Here is a 17,080-nt window from a genome sequence, read left to right on the forward strand (position 1 = left end):
GTGAACGGGGGACGCGGGGCGGTGGCTGCGGGCAGACTGGCCCGGTAGCCGACGAGGCGAGGAGGCCGGCGTGGTCGGGAGCACGGGGCGGGTCAGCGGGGCGGTCGGCGCGGGACTGGTCGGCGAGGTGATGGTGCACGTGCCGGAGCGTCAGGGCACCGAGGCCTTCCTCGCCTACCTGGCCGTCCCGGGCGAGCGGCTGTCGGTCGGGACACCGGTGGTGGTGATCGAGTACCAGCCGCCGAGGACGGTGTACGTGGCGCCGATCGGCCCGTGACGCGCCGATGACCGTCCTGTGACGACCTTGTGCCGGACGGTCATGTCGCTTCCCTTTCCCCGGGATCGAGCCGGGCGGACAATCCGAATCGGCGCATCTGCTGCGCCGGAAGGGGGAGTTGAACCATGGGACTCATCATCGCCGGGGCGGCGGCCGCGGCACTGATCATCGTGATCACGCTCTTCAAACTCATGTGGCGGGTGGCCGAGCCGAACGAGGCGCTGATCATCTCCGGCTCCCGGCACCGCACCGAGGGGGTCGGCGACGGTCTGGGCTTCCGGATCGTCACCGGGCGCGGCACCCTCGTCACCCCCGGTCTGCAGGGGGTCCGGCGGCTCTCGCTGGACCTCAACGAGGCCGAGCTGAACGTCGAGTGCGTCACCACGCAGGGCATCCCGGTCCGGGTGAAGGGCGTGGTGATCTTCAAGGTCGGCGACGACGAGGTGTCGATCGCCAACGCCGCCCGCCGCTTCCTGGACCAGCAGAAGCTGATCAGCCAGCGCGTCCACAACGTCTTCGCCGGCCATCTGCGCTCGATCGTCGGCGGGCTCACCGTCGAGGACATGATCCGCGACCGCGAGCGGCTCACCGGCGAGACCCGGGCCGCCTCCGGGCTGGAGATGGAGAAGCTCGGGCTGATCATCGACACCCTGCAGATCCAGGAGATCATCGACCCGACCGGCTACATCAAGAACCTCGCCATCCCGCACGCCGCCGCCGTCCAGCGGGACGCCCGGATCGCCCAGGCCGAGGCGGACCGGCTGGCCACCGAGGCCGAGCAGGAGGCCGCCGCCCGCAAGGCCGAGGCGACCCGCAACAGCGAGATCCAGCAGTCCTCGTACCAGGCCGAGATGGACACCGCCACCGCCCGCGCCCGGCAGGCCGGTCCGCTCGCCGACGCCGCCGCCCGGCAGGAGGTGGTGGTCCAGGAGACCCGGGTCGCCGAACTGGAGGCGCGGCGCAAGGAGCAGCAGCTCCAGATCGACGTGCGCAAGCCCGCCGACGCCCGGGCGTACGACACCCGCACCACCGCCGAGGCGGCCCGCGACGCCCGGATCTCGGCCGCCCAGGCGCAGGCCCGGGAGACCGAGCTGGCGGCGGGCGCCGAGGCCAGCCGGGTGCGGGTCGCGGCCGAGGCGGACGCCGAGGCCACCCGGGTGCGCGGTCTCGCGCAGGCCGAGGCGACCACGGCGACCGGGCAGGCGGAGGCCTCCGCGGCCGAGGCGCGCGGTCTGGCCGAGGCCGCGGCGGCGCGGGCGATCGGGCTGGCCCGGGCCGAGGGCATCAAGGCGCGTGCCGGTGCCCTGTCCGAGAACCAGGACGCGGTGGTGGCACAGGAGTTGGCGGAGCAGTGGCCGCAGATCGTGCGGGCCGCCGCGGAGTCCTTCGGCAACGTGGAGCACATGGTGCTGCTCAACGGGGCCGACGGGATGGGCGAGTTGTTCGCCAAGGCGCTCGCGATGGGCGGCACCGGGCTCGGGCTGGCCCGTCAACTGCTGTCCACCGTCGGGCCGGACGGCGTCACCGCCACCGCGCCGGCCGCGGCGGTACCGGTGGAGACCGTCCCGGTCGACGCGGTGCCGGTCGACGCGGTGCCGGTCGACGCGGTGCCGGTCGACACGGTGCCCGTGACCCCCTCCGACCGGGCCCCCGAGCAGCGCTGACCCGTCTGGGTAGCCCGGTCCGGCCGGCTGAGTACCGGTACTCAGGCGGCCGCGGCCGGGCACACCGGACGATGGGGCCATGCATCCAGCAGCCACCACCCGGGTCGGCATCACCGCCGTCGGAGCCCGGCTCCCCGCCCGCCGACTGACCTCCCAGCAGCTCCAGGACGAGATCACCGCCGGCGGCCGGCTGCGCCTGCCGGAGCGGACCTTCGAGAAGGCCACCGGCATCGTCACCCGCCACTTCGCCGCCGACGGCGAGTACGCCTCCACGCTGGCCGTCGGCGCCGCCCGGCGCGCCCTGGACGCCCGCGGGCTGCACCCGCTCGACCTCGACCTGCTGCTCTTCGCCTCCGCCACCCGGGACGTCGCCGAGCCCGCGACCGCCCATCTGGTGCAGGCCGAACTCGGCTCCCGTGCCCACGCGTTCGACGTCAGCAACGCCTGCAACAGCTTCCTCAACGGGATCGACCTGGCCCGCGCGATGATCCTGGCCAGCCGGGCCCGGCGAGCCCTGGTGGTCACCGGCGAGACACCCAGCCGGGCGATGCGCCGCGACCCGAGCGGCGCCGAGCAGTTCCGCGCGGGCTTCGCCGGCTACACCTTCGGCGACGCCGGCGCCGCCGTGGTCGTCGAGGCCGTGGAGCGCGGCGGCATCCTCGACGTGGAGACCGACACCGCCTCCGAGCACTGGGAGGTCGGCGGCATCCCGGGCGGCGGCTCGCGCCATCCACGCGGTGACGAGTACAGCTACTTCCGGGGCGGCGGAACGGAGTTGCGCGGGGTCTTCGAGAAGATCGGCCCGGACATCCTGACCCGGGTGGCGGCCCGCACCGGCTTCGGCTGGGACGACTACGCCCGGGTGCTGGTGCACCAGGTGACCGTCCCCTACCTGGAGCGGTTCGTCGAGGCCACCGGGGTCCCGGAGGAGAAGCTGGTGGTCACCGTGCCCGAGCTCGGCAATGTCGCCAGCGCCACGATAGGCGTCCAACTCGACCGGATACAGGGGTCGCTGTCGCCAGGGGACAAGGTGCTGATGGTCGGCCTCGGCGGCGGCGCCAGTCTGATGACGATGGTCTGGGAGGCGTCGTGAGCGAGCTGTGGGTGATCGTCCCCGCCTACCAGGAGGAGGCCAGGATCACCGGCACCCTGGATGCCCTCGCCGCCCAGCGGGACCGGGAGTTCACCCTGCTGGTCGCCGACAACGGCTCCACCGACGGCACCGTGGCGGCCGTCCGCGCCTTCGCCGCCCGGGCGCCGTTCCCGGTCGAGGTGCTGGTCGAGCCGGAGAAGGGCGTCGGCTCGGCCGTCGACACCGCGTTCCGGCACGCCATCGCGCACGGCGCCACCCTGCTGGCCCGCACCGACGCCGACTGCCTGCCCGAACCCGGCTGGACCGCCGCCGCCCGGGCCGCCATGCACGCCGGCGGCGGACTGGTCTGCGGCCGGGTCACCGCCCGCCGGGACGAGCACGGGCCCGCCGGGCGCGCCGTCTTCCTGGCACTGGTCGCGCTCGGCGCGTTCTTCGGCCGGATCCGGCCCGCGCACCGGCGCCGGCACGGCTACCTCACCCCGTACCGGATGCACGCCGGCAACAACATGGCGATCACCGCCGCGCTGTACCGGGCGGTCGGCGGGATGCCGCGCCGCCCCTCGCCGACGGACCGGATGTTCATCAACCGGATCCGCCGGCACACCACCGCGATCGTCCACCGGCGCGACATGGTGGTGCAGAACTCCACCCGGCGGATCCGCGCGTACGGGGTGGTCGGCACCGCCCGCTGGTACCTGGAGCGCGGTGCCGGCGCCCGCGCCGTCGACGTCCGCTGAACCCCGCCCGCCCGCCGTCCCGCCGAAACCCGAGGACACCCGTGCTCGACCGGCTCGCCCACGCCCTGCGCAGCGTCCACCCCGACCGCCCCGCCGTCCTGCGCCACACCCGGCTCGGCACCACCCGGGTGCGGATCCGCCGCGCCGAACTCGCCGACCTCGCCGACAACTACGCCGTCGCCCTGCGCGCCCGCGGCCTGCGCGACGGCGCCACCCTCGGCGTCGCCGTCCGCCCCGGGCCGCGCGCCCTCGCGCTGCTGATCGCCGCGCACCGGCTGGGCCTGCGCACCGCCGTGCTCGACCCGACGGCGGGCCCCGACGTGCTGGCCGCCCGGCTCGCCCTGGCCCGGCCCGACCTGGTGCTCGCCGACGCCGCCGCCCAGGCGGTGGCCGGCTGGGCCCGGCCGCTCGCCCGCCGCGCCGACCTCGCGCTGCCCCCGCTCGGCGCCCTCGGTCCGGTCGCCACGCTCGGACACCGGCTGCCCGGCTGCGCGCCCCGGCTGCGGACCAACCCCTTCGGCGCGTCGGTGCCGAGCATCCCCGGACGCGACACGCCCGGACGCGACGCCGACGCCGTCATCGTCTTCACCTCCGGCACCACCGCCCGCCCGCGCGCCGTGGTGCACTCCCGCAGCGGTCTGGCCGCCGGGCTGGCCACCGTCACCGAACTGGTCGGCCCCCGGCCCGGCACGGTGGTGCTGGGCGGCACCTTCTTCGTGCTGGTCCCCGCGCTCGCCGCCGGGGCCGCCGTCGCGCTGCCGGCCCGCGAGCCCGCCGCGCTGGCCCGCCAGCTCGACCGGCTCGCCCCGGCCCACACCTACCTCACCCCGCCGCAGCTGCGCGCCGCGCTCGGCGCCGGGGCCCGGTTCACGGGCCGGGTCTGGACCGGCTCGGCGCCCGCCGACGCGGCCCTGCTGCGCCGGGTCAAGCAGGCCGGGGCGGAACAGGCCTGGGGCGTCTACGCGCTCACCGAGCTGTTCCCGGCGGCAGCCGTCGAGGAGGCCGAGAAGAGCGCCTTCACCGGGCCCGGCGACCTGGTCGGCGCCCCGCTGCCGGGCGTGCGCACCCGGCTCGGCGACAACGGCGAACTGCTGCTCACCGGCCCCGGCGCCCGGCACCGCTACCTCGGCGAGGAACCCGAGCCCTGGATACGCACCGGCGACCGCGCCGCGCTCGGCCCGGACGGCCGGATCGTGCTCGCCGGGCGGCTCAAGGACATGGTGCTGCGCCGCGCCGAGAACATCTACCCGGGCCTGTACGAGCCGGCCCTGCACCTGCCGGGCGTCGAACTCGCGGTGCTGGTCGGCGTTCCGGACGGGGACGGCGACGAGCGGCTTGTCGCCCTGGTCCAGCCCTCGCCCGGCACCGACCCGCGCCGGCTGCGCGCCGCGCTGGCCGGCCCGCTGGAGCGGATGGGCTCGGCCCGGCCCGACGCGCTGCTGTTCGGCGAGGTGCCGCTGGCCGGCCGCTCCCGCAAGCCCGACCGGGCGGCCGCGGCCGCCCACTGCGCCCGGGAGTTGGCCACGTGACCGCCGCCGGAACGGGCCGGGAGCCGGCGCGGCACCGGGGCGCCCGCCGCCGGGACCGCCGGGTCTATCTGCGCAGCCACCCGCTGCTGTTCGCACTGCTCGCCGCCACCCGCCGCCGCCCGGTGACCCGGATCGGCCGCACCGTCCTGGTGCACGGCGCCGAGGCCTACCGCACGGCGCTCACCCGGATCCCGCTGGACCGCACCGCACCGGGCACCACCGGCGGCGCCGCCGCCGAACTCACCGACGGTGGCGTGCTGTTCGACCAGGAGGGCGCCGACCACCGGAGCTCCCGCCGGGAGTTGGCGGCCGCGATGGACGCCTCGGCGGTGGACCGGCTCCGTCCGCACTGGCGGGCGGTGCTCGCCGGACGACTCCCGGAGCTCGCCACCGGAGACCTCGAACTCGTGGCGCTGGCACGCGAGTTGGCCGGTGTGACGGCCGCCGAGCTGACCGGCGCGAGTGGCTGCCCGCACGCCCTGGCCCATGCCGCCGCCGAGGCCGCCGGGGCCGCCGCCCGCGACCACCTGCCCGGCCCGCGCCCGCGTGATGCCGCCCGGACGGCCGCCGCGCGCGCCGCCGAACTGGCCGCGCTGCTGCCCGACCCCCGGGACGCCATGGTCGCGGTGGCCACCGTCAACACCACCGTCGCCGCCCTCCCCCGGGCCGCCGCCTGGTGCGCGGACGCCGGGCTCTGGCCCTCGCTCGACGCCGCAGGCGCGCCCGCGCTGGCCGCCGAACTGCTCCGGCTCACCGCCCCCTCGCCGCTGCTCCCCCGGGTGGCCGCCGCCGACGCCGAACTGGCCGGCCGGACCGTCCGCCGGGGCGACCGGCTGATCCTGGTCGCCCGGCACGCCGCCGGCGCGCACCGCCCGGCGCCGTCCCCCGGACCCGCCGCCGCCCAGGCGGTCTTCGGCGCCGGCCCGCACGCCTGCCCCGGCGCCGGGGTGGCCCGCGCCCTGCTCGCCGACCTGCTGCTCGCGCTCGCGCCGTACGCCCCGGTGGTCGCCGGCGCCCGCGCCGACCGCCGGGCCGCCCTGCCCGGCTGGGCCGCGCTCACCCTGCGCGCCACCCGCGTCCCCGGCCGGCTCCCGCCCCGGTAGCGGACCCCCGGACCCCGCCCCCGGACCCCCGGACCCCCGAGCCACCCCGACCACCCGAGGAGACCCCCGATGCGGATCGCCGTCACCGGCGCGAGCGGCTTCTGCGGCTCGCACGTCGTCCGGGCCGCCGTCGCCGCCGGCCACGACGTGCTCTGCTACGGCCGCCGCCCTGGCCCGGCCGGCCGCCACATCCGCTGGGACGCCACCGCCGGGGACCCGGACTTCACCGGCGCCGACGCGGTCGTGCACTGCGCCGCCGCCGTCGCCGACCTGCCCCCGGGGGCCGGGACCGAGGCCGCCCAGCACGCCGTCAACGTCACCGGCACCGAGCGGCTGCTGCGCGCCGCCGGGGACCGGCCGCTCGCCTGGGTCTCCAGCGCCAGCGTCTACGACCCCCGCGCCGGCCGGGAGTCCGTCCAGGAGCACCACCCCACCGAGACCGGCCACCTCAACGCCTACGGCCGCACCAAGGCCGCCGGGGAACGGCTCGCGCTGGCGGCGGGCGCCGTGGTGCTGCGCCCGCGCGCCGTCTACGGCCCGGGCGACCCGCACCTGGTGCCCCGGCTGCTGGAGCGGGTCCGCAGCGGCCGGCTGCTGCTGCCCGGCGGCGACGTCCGGCTCAGCCTCACCGCCGTGCAGAACCTCGCCGACGCCTGTCTCTGCGCGGTCGGCGCGGGCCGCACCGGCGCACGCCCGTGGACGCCGGTCGCGTACAACATCGCCGACGCCCGCCCCTACCGGCGCGACGAGGTGGTCCGCGCGGTGCTGGCCGCCCACGGGGTGAGCGCCCGGATCCACCACGTCCCGGCCCCGCTCGCCCGGCTGGCCGCCCGCACCGGACGGCTCCCCGGACTGACCCCGTACGCGGTGGACCAGCTCTCCCGCAGCGTGGTGCTGGACCTCGCGCGCGCCCGTACCCAGGGCTGGCGGCCGCACCGGGACCTCGACGCCTTCCTGCGCGAGACCGCCGGCTGACCCCGGCGGAAGAGCTCCGGAAGACGCCGGCGCCCGCGTCCCCCCGGAGGGGACGCGGGCGCCGTTCGCGTGTCCGCTAGTTCTTCGCCGCCTTCTTCACCAGGACCACCACGGCGGCGGCGATGCCGACCACCACCAGCGCCTTGACGGCGAAGGCCAGCAGCGCGCCGACCACGCCGAAGACGAACGCCAGCAGGTTCCACACCAGCACCAGTACCAGCACCGGCACGACGATGTTCCGCACCCACGAGGGCAGCGACTTCCAGAACTCAGCCATGTCCGTTCCTTCTCTCCCCAGGGGGTCGGCTGCCGTCCGGTGCCGCATCCCGTTCGCTTTCGGTACTTCGATCGTACGGGGGCGCAAGGGACGGAACGAGGCCCAACGGCCCGGAGAGAACCCGGAGATCCCCCCTACCCCGGACCCCGGGTGAACCCCCGCCCCGACCTCGGGGAACGCCCCTGGGCCGGCCTCCGGGCAGGGCCCGGAAGGGCCCCGCGACGGCCTCAGACCGGCCAGGTCTCCCCGCGCCAGGCGGCGTCCCAGAACATCCACTCGTAGCGCGAGGTGGTCACGAAGTGCTCGGTCACCCGGCGCCGTTCGGCAGGGGAGATCTCCTCGCCGAGCCGGTCGGTCAGCGCCAGCACCCGCCGCACCACCGACTGGAACGCCTCGTCGCCGTAGGTGGAGATCCACTTCGCGTAGAGCGGGTCGGGGGAGCCCTCGGCGAGCAGCCGCTCGCCGACCCGGGCGTAGATCCAGTAGCAGGGCAGCACCGCGCCGACCGCCTCCGCGAAGGAGCCGCCGTAGACGGTGGCCAGCAGGTAGCTGGTGTACGCGCGGGTGGTCGGCAGCACCGGCTCGGCGGCCGCGCCCTCGGCGGTGTCGCCGAAGGCGTCCAGGAACTCGGCGTGCATCCCCTGCTCGGCGGCCAGCGCGCCGATCGCGTCGTCGGCGAAGGCCCGCACCTCCTCCTCGCCGGGCGCCTTGGCCGCGCAGACGGCCAGCGCCCGGGCGTAGTCGCGCAGGTAGTGCGAGTCCTGGACGACGAAGTGGCGGAACGCCTCCCGTGGCAGGGTGCCGTCGGTCAGGCCGGCGAGGAAGGGGTGGGCGAGGATCTCGGCGTAGACCGGCTCGATCGCCGCCCAGAGTTCTTCGGTCAGGCTCAGGCTGCTCATGCCCCGACCCTAACCGGCCTCTTGTGGTGACCGACGGCTCAGTCCTCCGGCGGCGAGAACACCACCAGCACCCGCAGTTCCTCGGTGATGTGGTGGAAGCGGTGCGGCGTCCCGGCCGGGACGTAGACGACGGTGCCCCGGCCCACCGCGGCGGTCTCGTCCCCGACGGTCAGTTCGGCCCGGCCGCTGATCACCTGGTAGATCTCGTCCTGGGCGTGCGCGGTCTGGGTGTCGGTGTCGCCGGGGGAGAGCGCGTACAGGCCGGCGGACATCCGCGGCTCGCGCAGGAAGCGCAGGTACGCGCCGTCGTTGGCGGCGCGCTCGGCGTCCAGGTGGTCCAGCCGGAACAGCTTCATCGGGGCACCCCTCCTCGTACGGCCTCGGCCCACCGGCATTCAACACCACCACGCCGGTCGGAGCTTCGCCTCCCCTTGACCGACCTGGGACGCTGGCCCCATGAAAGGTTTCGTCCTCAAGACACTGATCAACGCGGCGGCCATCTGGGTCGCCGCCTGGATCGTCCCCGGGATCACGCTCACCGGTGACGACTGGCAGCACAAGACGCTCACGGTGCTCGCCGTGGCGCTGGTGTTCGGCGTGGTCAACTGGCTGATCAAGCCGGTGGTCCAGCTGCTCTCGCTCCCCCTGTTCATCCTCACCCTGGGCCTGTTCACCTTCATCGTGAACGCGCTGATGCTCTGGCTGACGTCCTGGGCCTCGGACCAGCTCAGCCTGGACTTCCAGGTCGACGGCTTCTGGTCGGCGCTGTTCGGCGCGCTGATCGTCAGCCTGGTCTCCTGGGGCCTCAGCCTCGCCCTCGACGAGGACTGAGCGGGCCTCGTGCCGGCCCGTGCGGAAGGGGCCCGTACCCGGTGCACCACCCGGGTACGGGCCCCTCTCGATACGCGTCCCGCGCCCGCCGGCGGCTCACCCGGCGTTCTCGTGGCCGTGCAGGATCAGTTCGAGCTGGGCGTCGAGGTCGCCCGCGGCGGCCTCCTCGCCGATCGGCACCAGCCGGTCGGTGCGGGCCAGGAAGGCGATCAGCGGCGGCGCGGAGCCGATCAGCACGGCGTCGCCCTCGGGGGAGCGCAGCACCAGGCAGACCTCGCCCAGCTCCCCGCCGACCGGGTGGATGTGCACGTCGCCCTCACCGGCCGGCCGGGCCAGCCCGTCGAGCAGCAGCTCACGGGCGAAGACCCAGGTGACCGGCTCGTCGCCGGGCAGGTGGAAGGTGAAGCGGACCGCGTAGGGGTCGGCGGGGTCGTAGTCGAGGTCGACCACGATGCGGAAGGTGAGCTCGGACGAGACCACCAGGTTCATGGTCAGGTGGCCCTGGACTGTGCTGTGCTGCATGGCACCGACACCTCTCGTTCTGCCCGGCCGCGCGTGGGGTGAGGGTTCGCGGGGGTACCCGGACAAGGCTGTTGGCTGGGGGAGGGATTGCGTGCGGTACGTCCATCATCATCGTCCCCGTCCGGGGACGTAGTGGACAAGATGTGCTTTTTCAAATGGTGATAGATCGTGACCGGCAGGTCCAGACCTGGACCCGCCCCGCGCGGACGGACCGTCAGAGTACGAACGACGGAGTCATCGCACCGACGCTGCGCCGCAGTTGGCCCGCGACCGCGGTGAGCCGGCCGGCCTGGTCGACCGGGAGCGAGACGGCCATGGTGGCCACCACCGCGCCCACGGTGATCGGCACGGCCGCGCAGACGGTGCCGATCGCGTACTCCTGCCGCTCGACCACCGGCATCGTGTGCCGCATCCCGGCGATCCGGCGCAGGACGGCCGATTCGTCGACCAGGGTGGCCGGGGTGAGGCCCACCGGGGGATGGCGCGCGAGGTGGTCGCGCCGGGCCTCCTCGGGGAGCTGGCTCAGCAGGCACTGGCCGATCGCGTGGGCGTGGGCGGTGGCCCGGAAGTCCGCCCACGGCTCGACGGCGGGCTGGTGGGCGCCGTCGACGGTGTCGACCACGGCGACCTCGCCGTCCTGGTAGAGGGCGAAGTAGACGGCCGCGTCGAGCTCGTCGCTTAACTGCTCCATCCGCACCCGCAGACCGTGCCGTTCGGCCTGCCGGTCATCGGCCCGGACGATGCCGTCGACCGAGTCCCCGTAGAGGAAGCGCCCGTCGACCCGCCGCAGATAGCCCTCGTGGGTCAGGGTCCGCAGCAGGTGGTACGCGGTGCCGAGCGGCAGGCCGGCGACCCGGGCGAGCTGCTTGGCGGTGGCCCCGTGGCGGAAGCCGCCGACGGCCTCCAGCAGGCGCAGCGCCCGCTGGACGGAGGAGATCAGGGTGGGCTGCCGCTCCTTGCGCGGGGTCCGCGCCGACCGCGTCGGCGGCGACGTGCGCTCTGCGATCCGATCCATGGCCACAGCCAGCCCCCAGCCCGAGTCATTGCACAGAAGGACATGCGGAGCAGATCACTCCGATTCGCCCGATAGTCGCCCATTGCAGCACAGGCGCAGCGCCGCTGCAATCACTCTGACACGGTTCGCTCGGTAAAATCCTTCGAATCAAAGGTTCTTCGAGTATAGAATCTAGCTTTCAAAGAGCTGTTCAACGTTCATCTTCGCGATCCAAGATCTATCGCCGCTTCGAACCCACCACGGACGGACGCACCCGTGGGCGGGCCGCGTTTCGGGCGCGCCGCGCCGCGGGAGAATCCCGCACAACGCTCCAGCCCCGGAGGTCGCCATGCGCACCCCGCCCCGTCCCGTCGTCAAGCGCACCGCCCGGGCGATCCTGCTGGAGATCGACCCGAACGACCCGTACGGACCGGCGTCGCTCGTGCTGATCAAGCGCACCCGCCCCGACTCCCCGCACCCGTACTGGATCACCCCCGGCGGCGGCGTCGAGCGCGGCGACCGCACCGTGGTGGACGCGCTGCACCGGGAGGTGGACGAGGAGCTCGGCGGCAAGGTGGTCGACGTGGTCCCCGCCTTCGTGGACACCATCAGCCACCCGCTCCCCCATCCTCCGGCCGGGGGGACCCCCGTCACCGACGGCACCCCGCTCCACCCGCACGGGGTCAAGGTGCAGCACTTCTTCGTCTGCCGGCTCGCCTCGATGGACCTCGACCGCCGGCACGGCCCCGAGGTCGACGAGCCCAACGGCGGCTACGAGGTGGTCCGGGTGCCGTTCACCCGCGAGGGCGTCACCTCGGTCAACGTGGTGCCGCCGAGCCTGCGGGCGTACCTGGCCGCCAACATCGAGGGCGTCCGCGCCCTGCTCGCGCCCGACCTCGGCTGACGGCGGCGCGGCCCGGCCGGCGGCGCCCCGGCCCGCGCTCACCGCGCCTCCAGGTCGTGCCGGATCCGCCCGGCCGGAACCCCGGCCCGCAGCAGCACCGCGCCGGCCCGCCGGACCATCGCGGGCGGGCCGGCGAGGTAGGCCGTCCGCCCGGTCCACGGCGCCGACCGGGCCACCGCCTCCGGGAGTCCGCCCGCCGACAGTCCGGCCGCCGCCGCCCCGGCCGTGCCGGCCCCGGGTCCGGAGAGCACCGGGTGGACGGACAGCCGGCGGTGCCGCCGCGCCAACTCCCGCAGCCCGGCCAGCTCGTACAGCTCCTGGGCGGACCGGGCGCCGTAGAACACCTCCACCGAGCGGTCCGCCGCGCCCGGCCCGACCGCCTCCTCGACCAGCGCCCGCAGCGGCGCGATCCCGGTGCCGCCGCCCACCAGCAGCAGATCGGCGCCGCCGGCGTGGTCCAGGGTCATCCCGCCGGCCGCCGGGCCGAGCCGCAGCACGTCCCCGGGCGCGGCGCGGTGCACCAGCGCGTTGCTCACCCAGCCCGCCCGCACCGCCTTGACGTGGAAGGTGAGCAGGCCGTCCGGCCGGGGCGCCGAGGCGAACGAGTAGTGCCGCCAGACCCGCGGCCACCAGGGCGTCTCCACGGCGGCGTACTGCCCGGCCCGGTACGGATAGGCCTGGTCGGGCCGGACGGTGAGCACCGCGACGTCCGGGGTGCGGCGCTCGTGGGCGACCACCTCGCCCTGCCACCAGGGCGGCGAGGTGCGGGCGTCCCGCTCGGCGGCCTCGATCATGATCGAGGAGACCAGCCGGTAGACCCGGCGCCACGCCAGCTCGGTCTCGGTGGTCCACCGGCTGCCCGCGTACTTGGCCAGCGCGGCCACCAGGCACTCGCCGACCGGGCCGTAGTGGCCGGTCAGCGTGCCGTACCGGCGGTGGACGCAGCCCAGCGTGCCCAGGTACGCGCGCAGGCCCTCCGGGTCGCCGGCACCGCGGGCGGCCGTCAGCAGGGCGCGGAAGAGCCGGTCGCGCTGGACGTCCATGGCGGCCGGGAAGAGCGCCCGGATCTCGGGGTGGCCCAGGAAGACCAGTGCGTAGAAGTGCGCGGTGGCCCGGTCGGCCACCGGCTCGACCACCGCCAGGCTGGTCCGGATCAGTTCGAGGTCCCTGGCGGTGGGCGGCAGTTCGGCCGCCGCCCGGAGGTCCGGCGCGGCCGGCTCCGGAGTGAGCGCCGGGGCGGCCCAGTTGAGGCCGGGGGCGCTGGTGAACAGCGGCTCGATCACGGGGGCCGGCACCGGCGCGGCGGCGTCCGGCCGGCTCGGCGCGGGCACCGCGGGCGGGACGAGCGGCCGCGGCGGGACGACCGGCGGTGCCACGGGCGGGACGGCCGGCGGCAGGTCCGGGGGATCCGACGGCAGCGGCGGGACGGCCGAGGCCGCCGCCGAGCCGTGCCCGGTCCTGACCAGAAGTGTTCTGCGGGACTTCACCGCAGCGTTTCGAGTACCCAAGAGAATCGTTTCGCCTCCGGCCGGCCTTCGCCACCACCTGGCTTGTCTCGGTTGACGCCCAGGAAGCGTGACACGCCCGGAGTGCTCATCCGACGAATCGCGCGAAGCCCGGACACCCGCCCCCGGAACGCGCTACTCTCCCCACCCGCGTCGCCCTGGGTGGCGATTCCACCACCCAGGGCGACCTCGGGCGGGCCGGGTCGCTCAGAGCTGCCGCAGCAGCAGCCCCGGCTGCTCGACGCAGTCCGCCACGAACCGCAGGAACCCGCCCGCGGTGCCGCCGTCGCAGACCCGGTGGTCGAAGGTGAACGACAGCTGGGTGACCTCGCGCACCGCCAACTCCCCTTGGTGGACCCAGGGTTTGGCGACGATCCGGCCGACCCCGAGCATCGCCGCCTCCGGGTGGTTGAGGATCGGGGTGGAGCCGTCCACCCCGAAGACCCCGTAGTTGTTCAGGGTGAAGGTGCCGCCGGTCAGCTCGGCCGGGGCGATCGACCCGGTCCGCGCCGCCTCGGTCAACCGGCCCAGTTCGACCCCGATTTGCTCGGTGGAGAGGCGCTGCGCGTCCCGCACCACCGGAACGACGAGCCCGCGCTCGCCCTGGGCCGCGAAGCCCAGGTGCACCGCCGGGTGCCGCAGGATGCCCGAACCGTCCTCCGTCACACTGGAGTTGAGTTCGGGGAAGCGCTCCAGCGCGACGGTGCAGATCCGGGCGAGCAGCGCCAGCACACTCACCTTCGGGCCCGCTGCGGCGTTCAACTGCCGCCGCAGCGCCATCAGTTCGGTGGCGTCGGCGTCCACCCAGCAGGTCGCGGCGGGGATCTCCCGGTGGCTGCGGCCGAGCTTCTCGGCCACCGCCTTGCGCAGCCCGCGCAGCGGGACGACCTCCCCCACGGCGGACGGCGCCTGCGGCACCGGCCCGGCGACCGACCCGGCGGCGGGCCCGGAGACCTTCGCCGCGACCGCCCGTTCGACGTCCGCCCGCATGATCAGCCCGTCCGGCCCGCTGCCGGTGACCGACGCCAGGTCGACCCCCTGCTCCCGGGCCAGCCGCCGCACCAGCGGCGAGATCACCGGCAGCACGGCCACCGGGGCGGCCTGCGCGACCGGTACCGGAGCCCGAACCGGCGCCTGAACAGGAGCCGCAGCCGTACCGCCGACGCCGACCCGGCGCCGCCGCCCGCTCCGCCCCGGTTCGGCGATCCCGTACCCGACCAGCGGCCGCTCCACCTCCGCCGCCGGCCCGGCCGTCGCCGTCGCCGCCACCACCGCGAGCGGCTTCTCGCCCTCGCCCGGCGACACGGCGACCGTCACCAGCGGCGCGCCGACCTCGACCTCCTGGCCCACCTCGCCGAACAGCGCGGTCACCACCCCGCCGTACGGACAGGGCACCTCGACCACCGCCTTGGCGGTCTCCACCTCCACCACCGGCTGATCGACCGCGATCACCTCGCCGACCTCGACCAGCCAGCGCACCACTTCCGCCCCGGTGAGCCCCTCACCGAGGTCGGGCAGGGTGAACTCGCGCACGACGGGCATCATCCTCAGTCCTCCCACTGCAGCCGGGCGACCGCGTCCAGGATCCGGTCCACCCCGGGCAGGTGGTGGTGCTCCAGCATCGGCGGCGGGTACGGGATGTCGAAGCCGGTGACCCGCAGCACGGGCGCGGCCAGATGGTGGAAGCAGCGCTCGGTGACCCGGGCGGCGATCTCCGCGCCGGTGCCGCCGAAGCCGCCGGCCTCGTGCACCACCACGGCCCGGCCCAGCGAGCGCACCACCCGGCAGACCGTCTCGTCGTCGAACGGCACCAGGGTGCGCAGGTCCAGCACCGCGAGGTCCCACCCCTCGGCCTTCGCCACCTCCGCCGCCTCCAGGCAGACCGGCAGCGAGGGCCCGTAGGTGATCAGCACGGCGGAGGTGCCGGTGCGCCGCAACACGGCCCGACCGACCGGCTCGACCGGGGCGGCCGGGTCGAACTCCGCCTTGCCCCAGTACATCCGCTTGGGTTCCAGGAAGACCACCGGGTCGTCCGAGGCGATCGAGGCCCGCAGCAGCCCGTAGGCGTCGGCCACCGTCGCGGGGGTGACCACGTGCAGGCCGGGCGTCGAGGCGTAGTACGCCTCGGACGCGTCGCTGTGGTGCTCGACGCCGCCGATGCCGCCGCCGTACGGGATCCGGACGGTGATCGGCAGCGGCAGCCGGCCGGCCGTGCGGTTGCGCATCTTGGCGACGTGCGAGAACAGCTGCTCCAGCGCCGGGTAGGCGAAGGCGTCGAACTGCATCTCCACCACCGGCCGCAGCCCGTACATGGCCATGCCGACGGCGGTGCCGAGGATGCCCGCCTCGGCCAGCGGGGTGTCCAGGCAGCGGTCCGGGCCGAACTCGGCGGTCAGGCCGTCGGTGATCCGGAAGACGCCGCCGAGCGCGCCGACGTCCTCGCCGAGCACGTGCACCGTCGGGTCCTCGCGCATGGCGTCGCGCAGCGCCGCGTTGAGCGCCTGCGCCATGCTGGCGGTACGCGGGCCGGCGGGGGCGGGGGCCGTCGTCGTCATCAGTGCTGCACCTCGGCCTCGGCGGCCAGCTCCTCGGCCAACCGCGCCGCCTGCTCGCGCAGTTGCGGGGTTGGCTCGGCGTACACATGGGCGAACAGGGACATCGGGTCGAGCTCCGGGTCGGCGTGGAACTCGGCCCGCATCCGGGCGGCGAGCGCCTCGGCCTCGTCGGCCGCCTCCCGCACCAGGGCGTCGTCCAGCACCCCGAGTTCGCGCAGCGCCCGCTCCATCAACAGGATCGGGTCGTGCTCGCGCCAGGCCGCCACCTCGGCCTCGGTCCGGTAGCGGGTGGCGTCGTCGGCGTTGGTGTGCGCCTCGGCCCGGTAGGTCAGCGCCTCGACCAGGGTCGGGCCGCCACCGCTCCGGGCCCGCTCGACGGCCTCGGTCAGCACGCCGTGCACGGCGGGCGCGTCGTTGCCGTCCACCAGCCGGCCCGGCATCCCGTAGCCGACGGCCTTGTGGGCCAGCGTCGGGGCGGCGGACTGCGCGCTGAGCGGGACGGAGATCGCGTAGCCGTTGTTCTGCACCAGGAAGACCACCGGGGCCTGCAGCACGGCGGCGAAGTTCAGCGCCTCGTGGAAGTCGCCCTCGCTGGTGCCGCCGTCGCCGAGCAGCGCCAGCGCGACCACCGGGTCGCCGCTCAGCCGGGCGGCGTGCGCCAGCCCGACGGCGTGCGGGCCCTGGGTGCCCAGCGGGGTGCAGAGCGGGGCGGTCCGGCTGGCGCGCGGGTCGTAGCCGGTGTGGGCGTTGCCGCGCAGCAGGGTGAGCGCCTCCAGCGGGTCCACCCCGCGGGAGACCACGGCCAGGGTGTCGCGGTAGCTGGGGAACAGCCAGTCGCGCTCGCCGAGCACCAGCGCGGCGGCGACCTGGCAGGCCTCCTGCCCGGTCGAGGCCGGGTAGACGGCGAGCCGGCCCTGCTTGGTGAGGGTGGTGGCCTGCTGGTTGTACCGGCGGCCGACGACCAGGCGCCGGTACAGCTCGCGGAGCAGGGCGGGGTCGTACTTCTCCAGGGCGGGGGTGCCGAGGACCCGGACGGGAGCGGAGTCCGGGAGCAGCGGGGACGGGTCGGTGCGGGGGGCGGTGGCCCCGGGCAGCCAACCGGGCACCGCCGTGTGGTGTCTGTGGTCGAGAACGGTCATCTCGGGCACCTCCGGGGGTGGTGGGGGGCTCCCTACCGATTGTTCGGTCGTCTGTTCATCTTGACCAGAAGCGTGC

At 75.3% G+C, this 17,080-nt stretch carries 18 protein-coding genes; 9 read left to right on the forward strand and 9 right to left on the reverse strand.

The features are described 5' to 3' along the window. The first annotated feature begins 70 nt into the window (after window positions 1-70). The 7 genes from ABTX81_RS10685 (at window position 71) to ABTX81_RS10715 (ending at window position 7,378) form a co-directional block, all read left to right on the forward strand. Entirely contained in the window at window positions 71-277 is a 207-nt protein-coding gene (locus tag ABTX81_RS10685) for an NfeD C-terminal domain-containing protein (protein ID WP_350542981.1), read from the forward strand. 125 nt (window positions 278-402) lie between these two features. Continuing rightward, window positions 403-1,941 carry an SPFH domain-containing protein gene (locus tag ABTX81_RS10690; RefSeq protein WP_350542983.1) on the forward strand — a complete coding sequence of 513 codons (1,539 nt, stop codon included), beginning with the start codon at window positions 403-405 and terminating at the stop codon, window positions 1,939-1,941. Window positions 1,942-2,020: 79 nt separating this feature from the next. Next, window positions 2,021-3,034 (forward strand): 3-oxoacyl-ACP synthase III family protein, encoded by a 1,014-nt coding sequence (locus tag ABTX81_RS10695; protein WP_350542985.1) that lies wholly within the window; start codon window positions 2,021-2,023, stop codon window positions 3,032-3,034. Then, a complete protein-coding gene (locus ABTX81_RS10700) occupies window positions 3,031-3,771 on the forward strand; it encodes a glycosyltransferase family 2 protein (protein ID WP_350542987.1) in 741 nt (246 codons plus the stop codon). The genes ABTX81_RS10695 and ABTX81_RS10700 overlap by 4 nt, the downstream gene beginning before the upstream one ends. Before the next feature lie 41 nt (window positions 3,772-3,812). Next, window positions 3,813-5,300: a class I adenylate-forming enzyme family protein gene (locus ABTX81_RS10705; protein WP_350542989.1), complete on the forward strand. Its 1,488-nt coding sequence runs from the start codon at window positions 3,813-3,815 to the stop codon at window positions 5,298-5,300. Continuing rightward, window positions 5,297-6,403: a cytochrome P450 family protein gene (locus ABTX81_RS10710; protein ID WP_350542991.1), complete on the forward strand. Its 1,107-nt coding sequence runs from the start codon at window positions 5,297-5,299 to the stop codon at window positions 6,401-6,403. The genes ABTX81_RS10705 and ABTX81_RS10710 overlap by 4 nt, the downstream gene beginning before the upstream one ends. Window positions 6,404-6,472: 69 nt before the next feature. Then, window positions 6,473-7,378, forward strand: a complete 906-nt coding sequence (locus tag ABTX81_RS10715; RefSeq protein WP_350542993.1) for an NAD-dependent epimerase/dehydratase family protein — start codon at window positions 6,473-6,475, stop codon at window positions 7,376-7,378. 76 nt (window positions 7,379-7,454) lie between these two features. On the opposite strand, the gene ABTX81_RS10720 is transcribed toward ABTX81_RS10715, so the two are convergent. From ABTX81_RS10720 to ABTX81_RS10730, 3 genes are all read right to left on the reverse strand, one after another. Continuing rightward, entirely contained in the window at window positions 7,455-7,655 is a 201-nt protein-coding gene (locus ABTX81_RS10720) for a DUF5326 family protein (RefSeq protein WP_350542995.1), read from the reverse strand. Between the two features lie 227 nt (window positions 7,656-7,882). Then, entirely contained in the window at window positions 7,883-8,554 is a 672-nt protein-coding gene (gene tenA, locus ABTX81_RS10725) for a thiaminase II (RefSeq protein ID WP_350542997.1), read from the reverse strand. A gap of 38 nt (window positions 8,555-8,592) precedes the next feature. Further along, on the reverse strand, window positions 8,593-8,910 hold the full coding sequence (locus ABTX81_RS10730; protein WP_350542999.1) for a cupin domain-containing protein: 318 nt from the start codon (window positions 8,908-8,910) through the stop codon (window positions 8,593-8,595). Between the two features lie 100 nt (window positions 8,911-9,010). On the opposite strand from ABTX81_RS10730, the gene ABTX81_RS10735 reads away from it, so the two are divergent. Then, window positions 9,011-9,385: a phage holin family protein gene (locus ABTX81_RS10735; RefSeq protein ID WP_350543001.1), complete on the forward strand. Its 375-nt coding sequence runs from the start codon at window positions 9,011-9,013 to the stop codon at window positions 9,383-9,385. 96 nt (window positions 9,386-9,481) lie between these two features. On the opposite strand, the gene ABTX81_RS10740 is transcribed toward ABTX81_RS10735, so the two are convergent. Continuing rightward, window positions 9,482-9,907 (reverse strand): SsgA family sporulation/cell division regulator, encoded by a 426-nt coding sequence (locus tag ABTX81_RS10740; protein ID WP_350543003.1) that lies wholly within the window; start codon window positions 9,905-9,907, stop codon window positions 9,482-9,484. 214 nt (window positions 9,908-10,121) lie between these two features. Then, window positions 10,122-10,922, reverse strand: coding sequence for an IclR family transcriptional regulator (locus tag ABTX81_RS10745; protein ID WP_350543005.1), 801 nt, complete (start codon window positions 10,920-10,922; stop codon window positions 10,122-10,124). 328 nt (window positions 10,923-11,250) lie between these two features. Here ABTX81_RS10745 and ABTX81_RS10750 point away from each other — a divergent pair, with 328 nt between their 5' ends. Next, the gene (locus tag ABTX81_RS10750) at window positions 11,251-11,805 is read left to right on the forward strand and encodes an NUDIX domain-containing protein (RefSeq protein WP_350543007.1); all 555 of its coding nucleotides are present in this window, start codon (window positions 11,251-11,253) and stop codon (window positions 11,803-11,805) included. A gap of 38 nt (window positions 11,806-11,843) precedes the next feature. Here the strand turns inward: ABTX81_RS10750 and ABTX81_RS10755 are convergent, their stop codons facing one another. From ABTX81_RS10755 to pdhA, 4 genes are all read right to left on the reverse strand, one after another. Further along, complete coding sequence (locus ABTX81_RS10755) at window positions 11,844-13,292, reverse strand: globin domain-containing protein (RefSeq protein ID WP_350543009.1); 1,449 nt, start codon at window positions 13,290-13,292, stop codon at window positions 11,844-11,846. 225 nt (window positions 13,293-13,517) lie between these two features. Beyond that, window positions 13,518-14,852 (reverse strand): dihydrolipoamide acetyltransferase family protein, encoded by a 1,335-nt coding sequence (locus ABTX81_RS10760; RefSeq protein ID WP_350543255.1) that lies wholly within the window; start codon window positions 14,850-14,852, stop codon window positions 13,518-13,520. Between the two features lie 5 nt (window positions 14,853-14,857). After that, entirely contained in the window at window positions 14,858-15,865 is a 1,008-nt protein-coding gene (locus tag ABTX81_RS10765; RefSeq protein WP_350543011.1) for an alpha-ketoacid dehydrogenase subunit beta, read from the reverse strand. Beyond that, complete coding sequence (gene pdhA / locus ABTX81_RS10770) at window positions 15,865-17,004, reverse strand: pyruvate dehydrogenase (acetyl-transferring) E1 component subunit alpha (protein WP_502892744.1); 1,140 nt, start codon at window positions 17,002-17,004, stop codon at window positions 15,865-15,867. Before pdhA ends, ABTX81_RS10765 begins: the two co-directional genes overlap by 1 nt. Window positions 17,005-17,080 lie beyond the last annotated feature (76 nt).

The organism is Kitasatospora sp. NPDC097605 (assembly GCF_040302725.1).
Lineage (GTDB): Bacteria > Actinomycetota > Actinomycetes > Streptomycetales > Streptomycetaceae > Kitasatospora.

Bases quoted from the DNA above. Each gene is read 5' to 3' on its own strand.
- ABTX81_RS10690 (WP_350542983.1), top strand. From the start codon at position 403: ATGGGACTCATCATCGCCGGGGCGGCGGCCGCGGCACTGATCATCGTG.
- ABTX81_RS10695 (WP_350542985.1), top strand. From the start codon at position 2,021: ATGCATCCAGCAGCCACCACCCGGGTCGGCATCACCGCCGTCGGAGCC.
- ABTX81_RS10715 (WP_350542993.1), top strand. From the start codon at position 6,473: ATGCGGATCGCCGTCACCGGCGCGAGCGGCTTCTGCGGCTCGCACGTC.
- ABTX81_RS10720 (WP_350542995.1), bottom strand. From the start codon at position 7,655: ATGGCTGAGTTCTGGAAGTCGCTGCCCTCGTGGGTGCGGAACATCGTC.
- tenA (WP_350542997.1), bottom strand. From the start codon at position 8,554: ATGAGCAGCCTGAGCCTGACCGAAGAACTCTGGGCGGCGATCGAGCCG.
- ABTX81_RS10730 (WP_350542999.1), bottom strand. From the start codon at position 8,910: ATGAAGCTGTTCCGGCTGGACCACCTGGACGCCGAGCGCGCCGCCAAC.
- ABTX81_RS10735 (WP_350543001.1), top strand. From the start codon at position 9,011: ATGAAAGGTTTCGTCCTCAAGACACTGATCAACGCGGCGGCCATCTGG.
- ABTX81_RS10740 (WP_350543003.1), bottom strand. From the start codon at position 9,907: ATGCAGCACAGCACAGTCCAGGGCCACCTGACCATGAACCTGGTGGTC.
- ABTX81_RS10745 (WP_350543005.1), bottom strand. From the start codon at position 10,922: ATGGATCGGATCGCAGAGCGCACGTCGCCGCCGACGCGGTCGGCGCGG.
- ABTX81_RS10750 (WP_350543007.1), top strand. From the start codon at position 11,251: ATGCGCACCCCGCCCCGTCCCGTCGTCAAGCGCACCGCCCGGGCGATC.
- ABTX81_RS10760 (WP_350543255.1), bottom strand. From the start codon at position 14,852: ATGCCCGTCGTGCGCGAGTTCACCCTGCCCGACCTCGGTGAGGGGCTC.
- ABTX81_RS10765 (WP_350543011.1), bottom strand. From the start codon at position 15,865: ATGACGACGACGGCCCCCGCCCCCGCCGGCCCGCGTACCGCCAGCATG.
- pdhA (WP_502892744.1), bottom strand. From the start codon at position 17,004: ATGACCGTTCTCGACCACAGACACCACACGGCGGTGCCCGGTTGGCTG.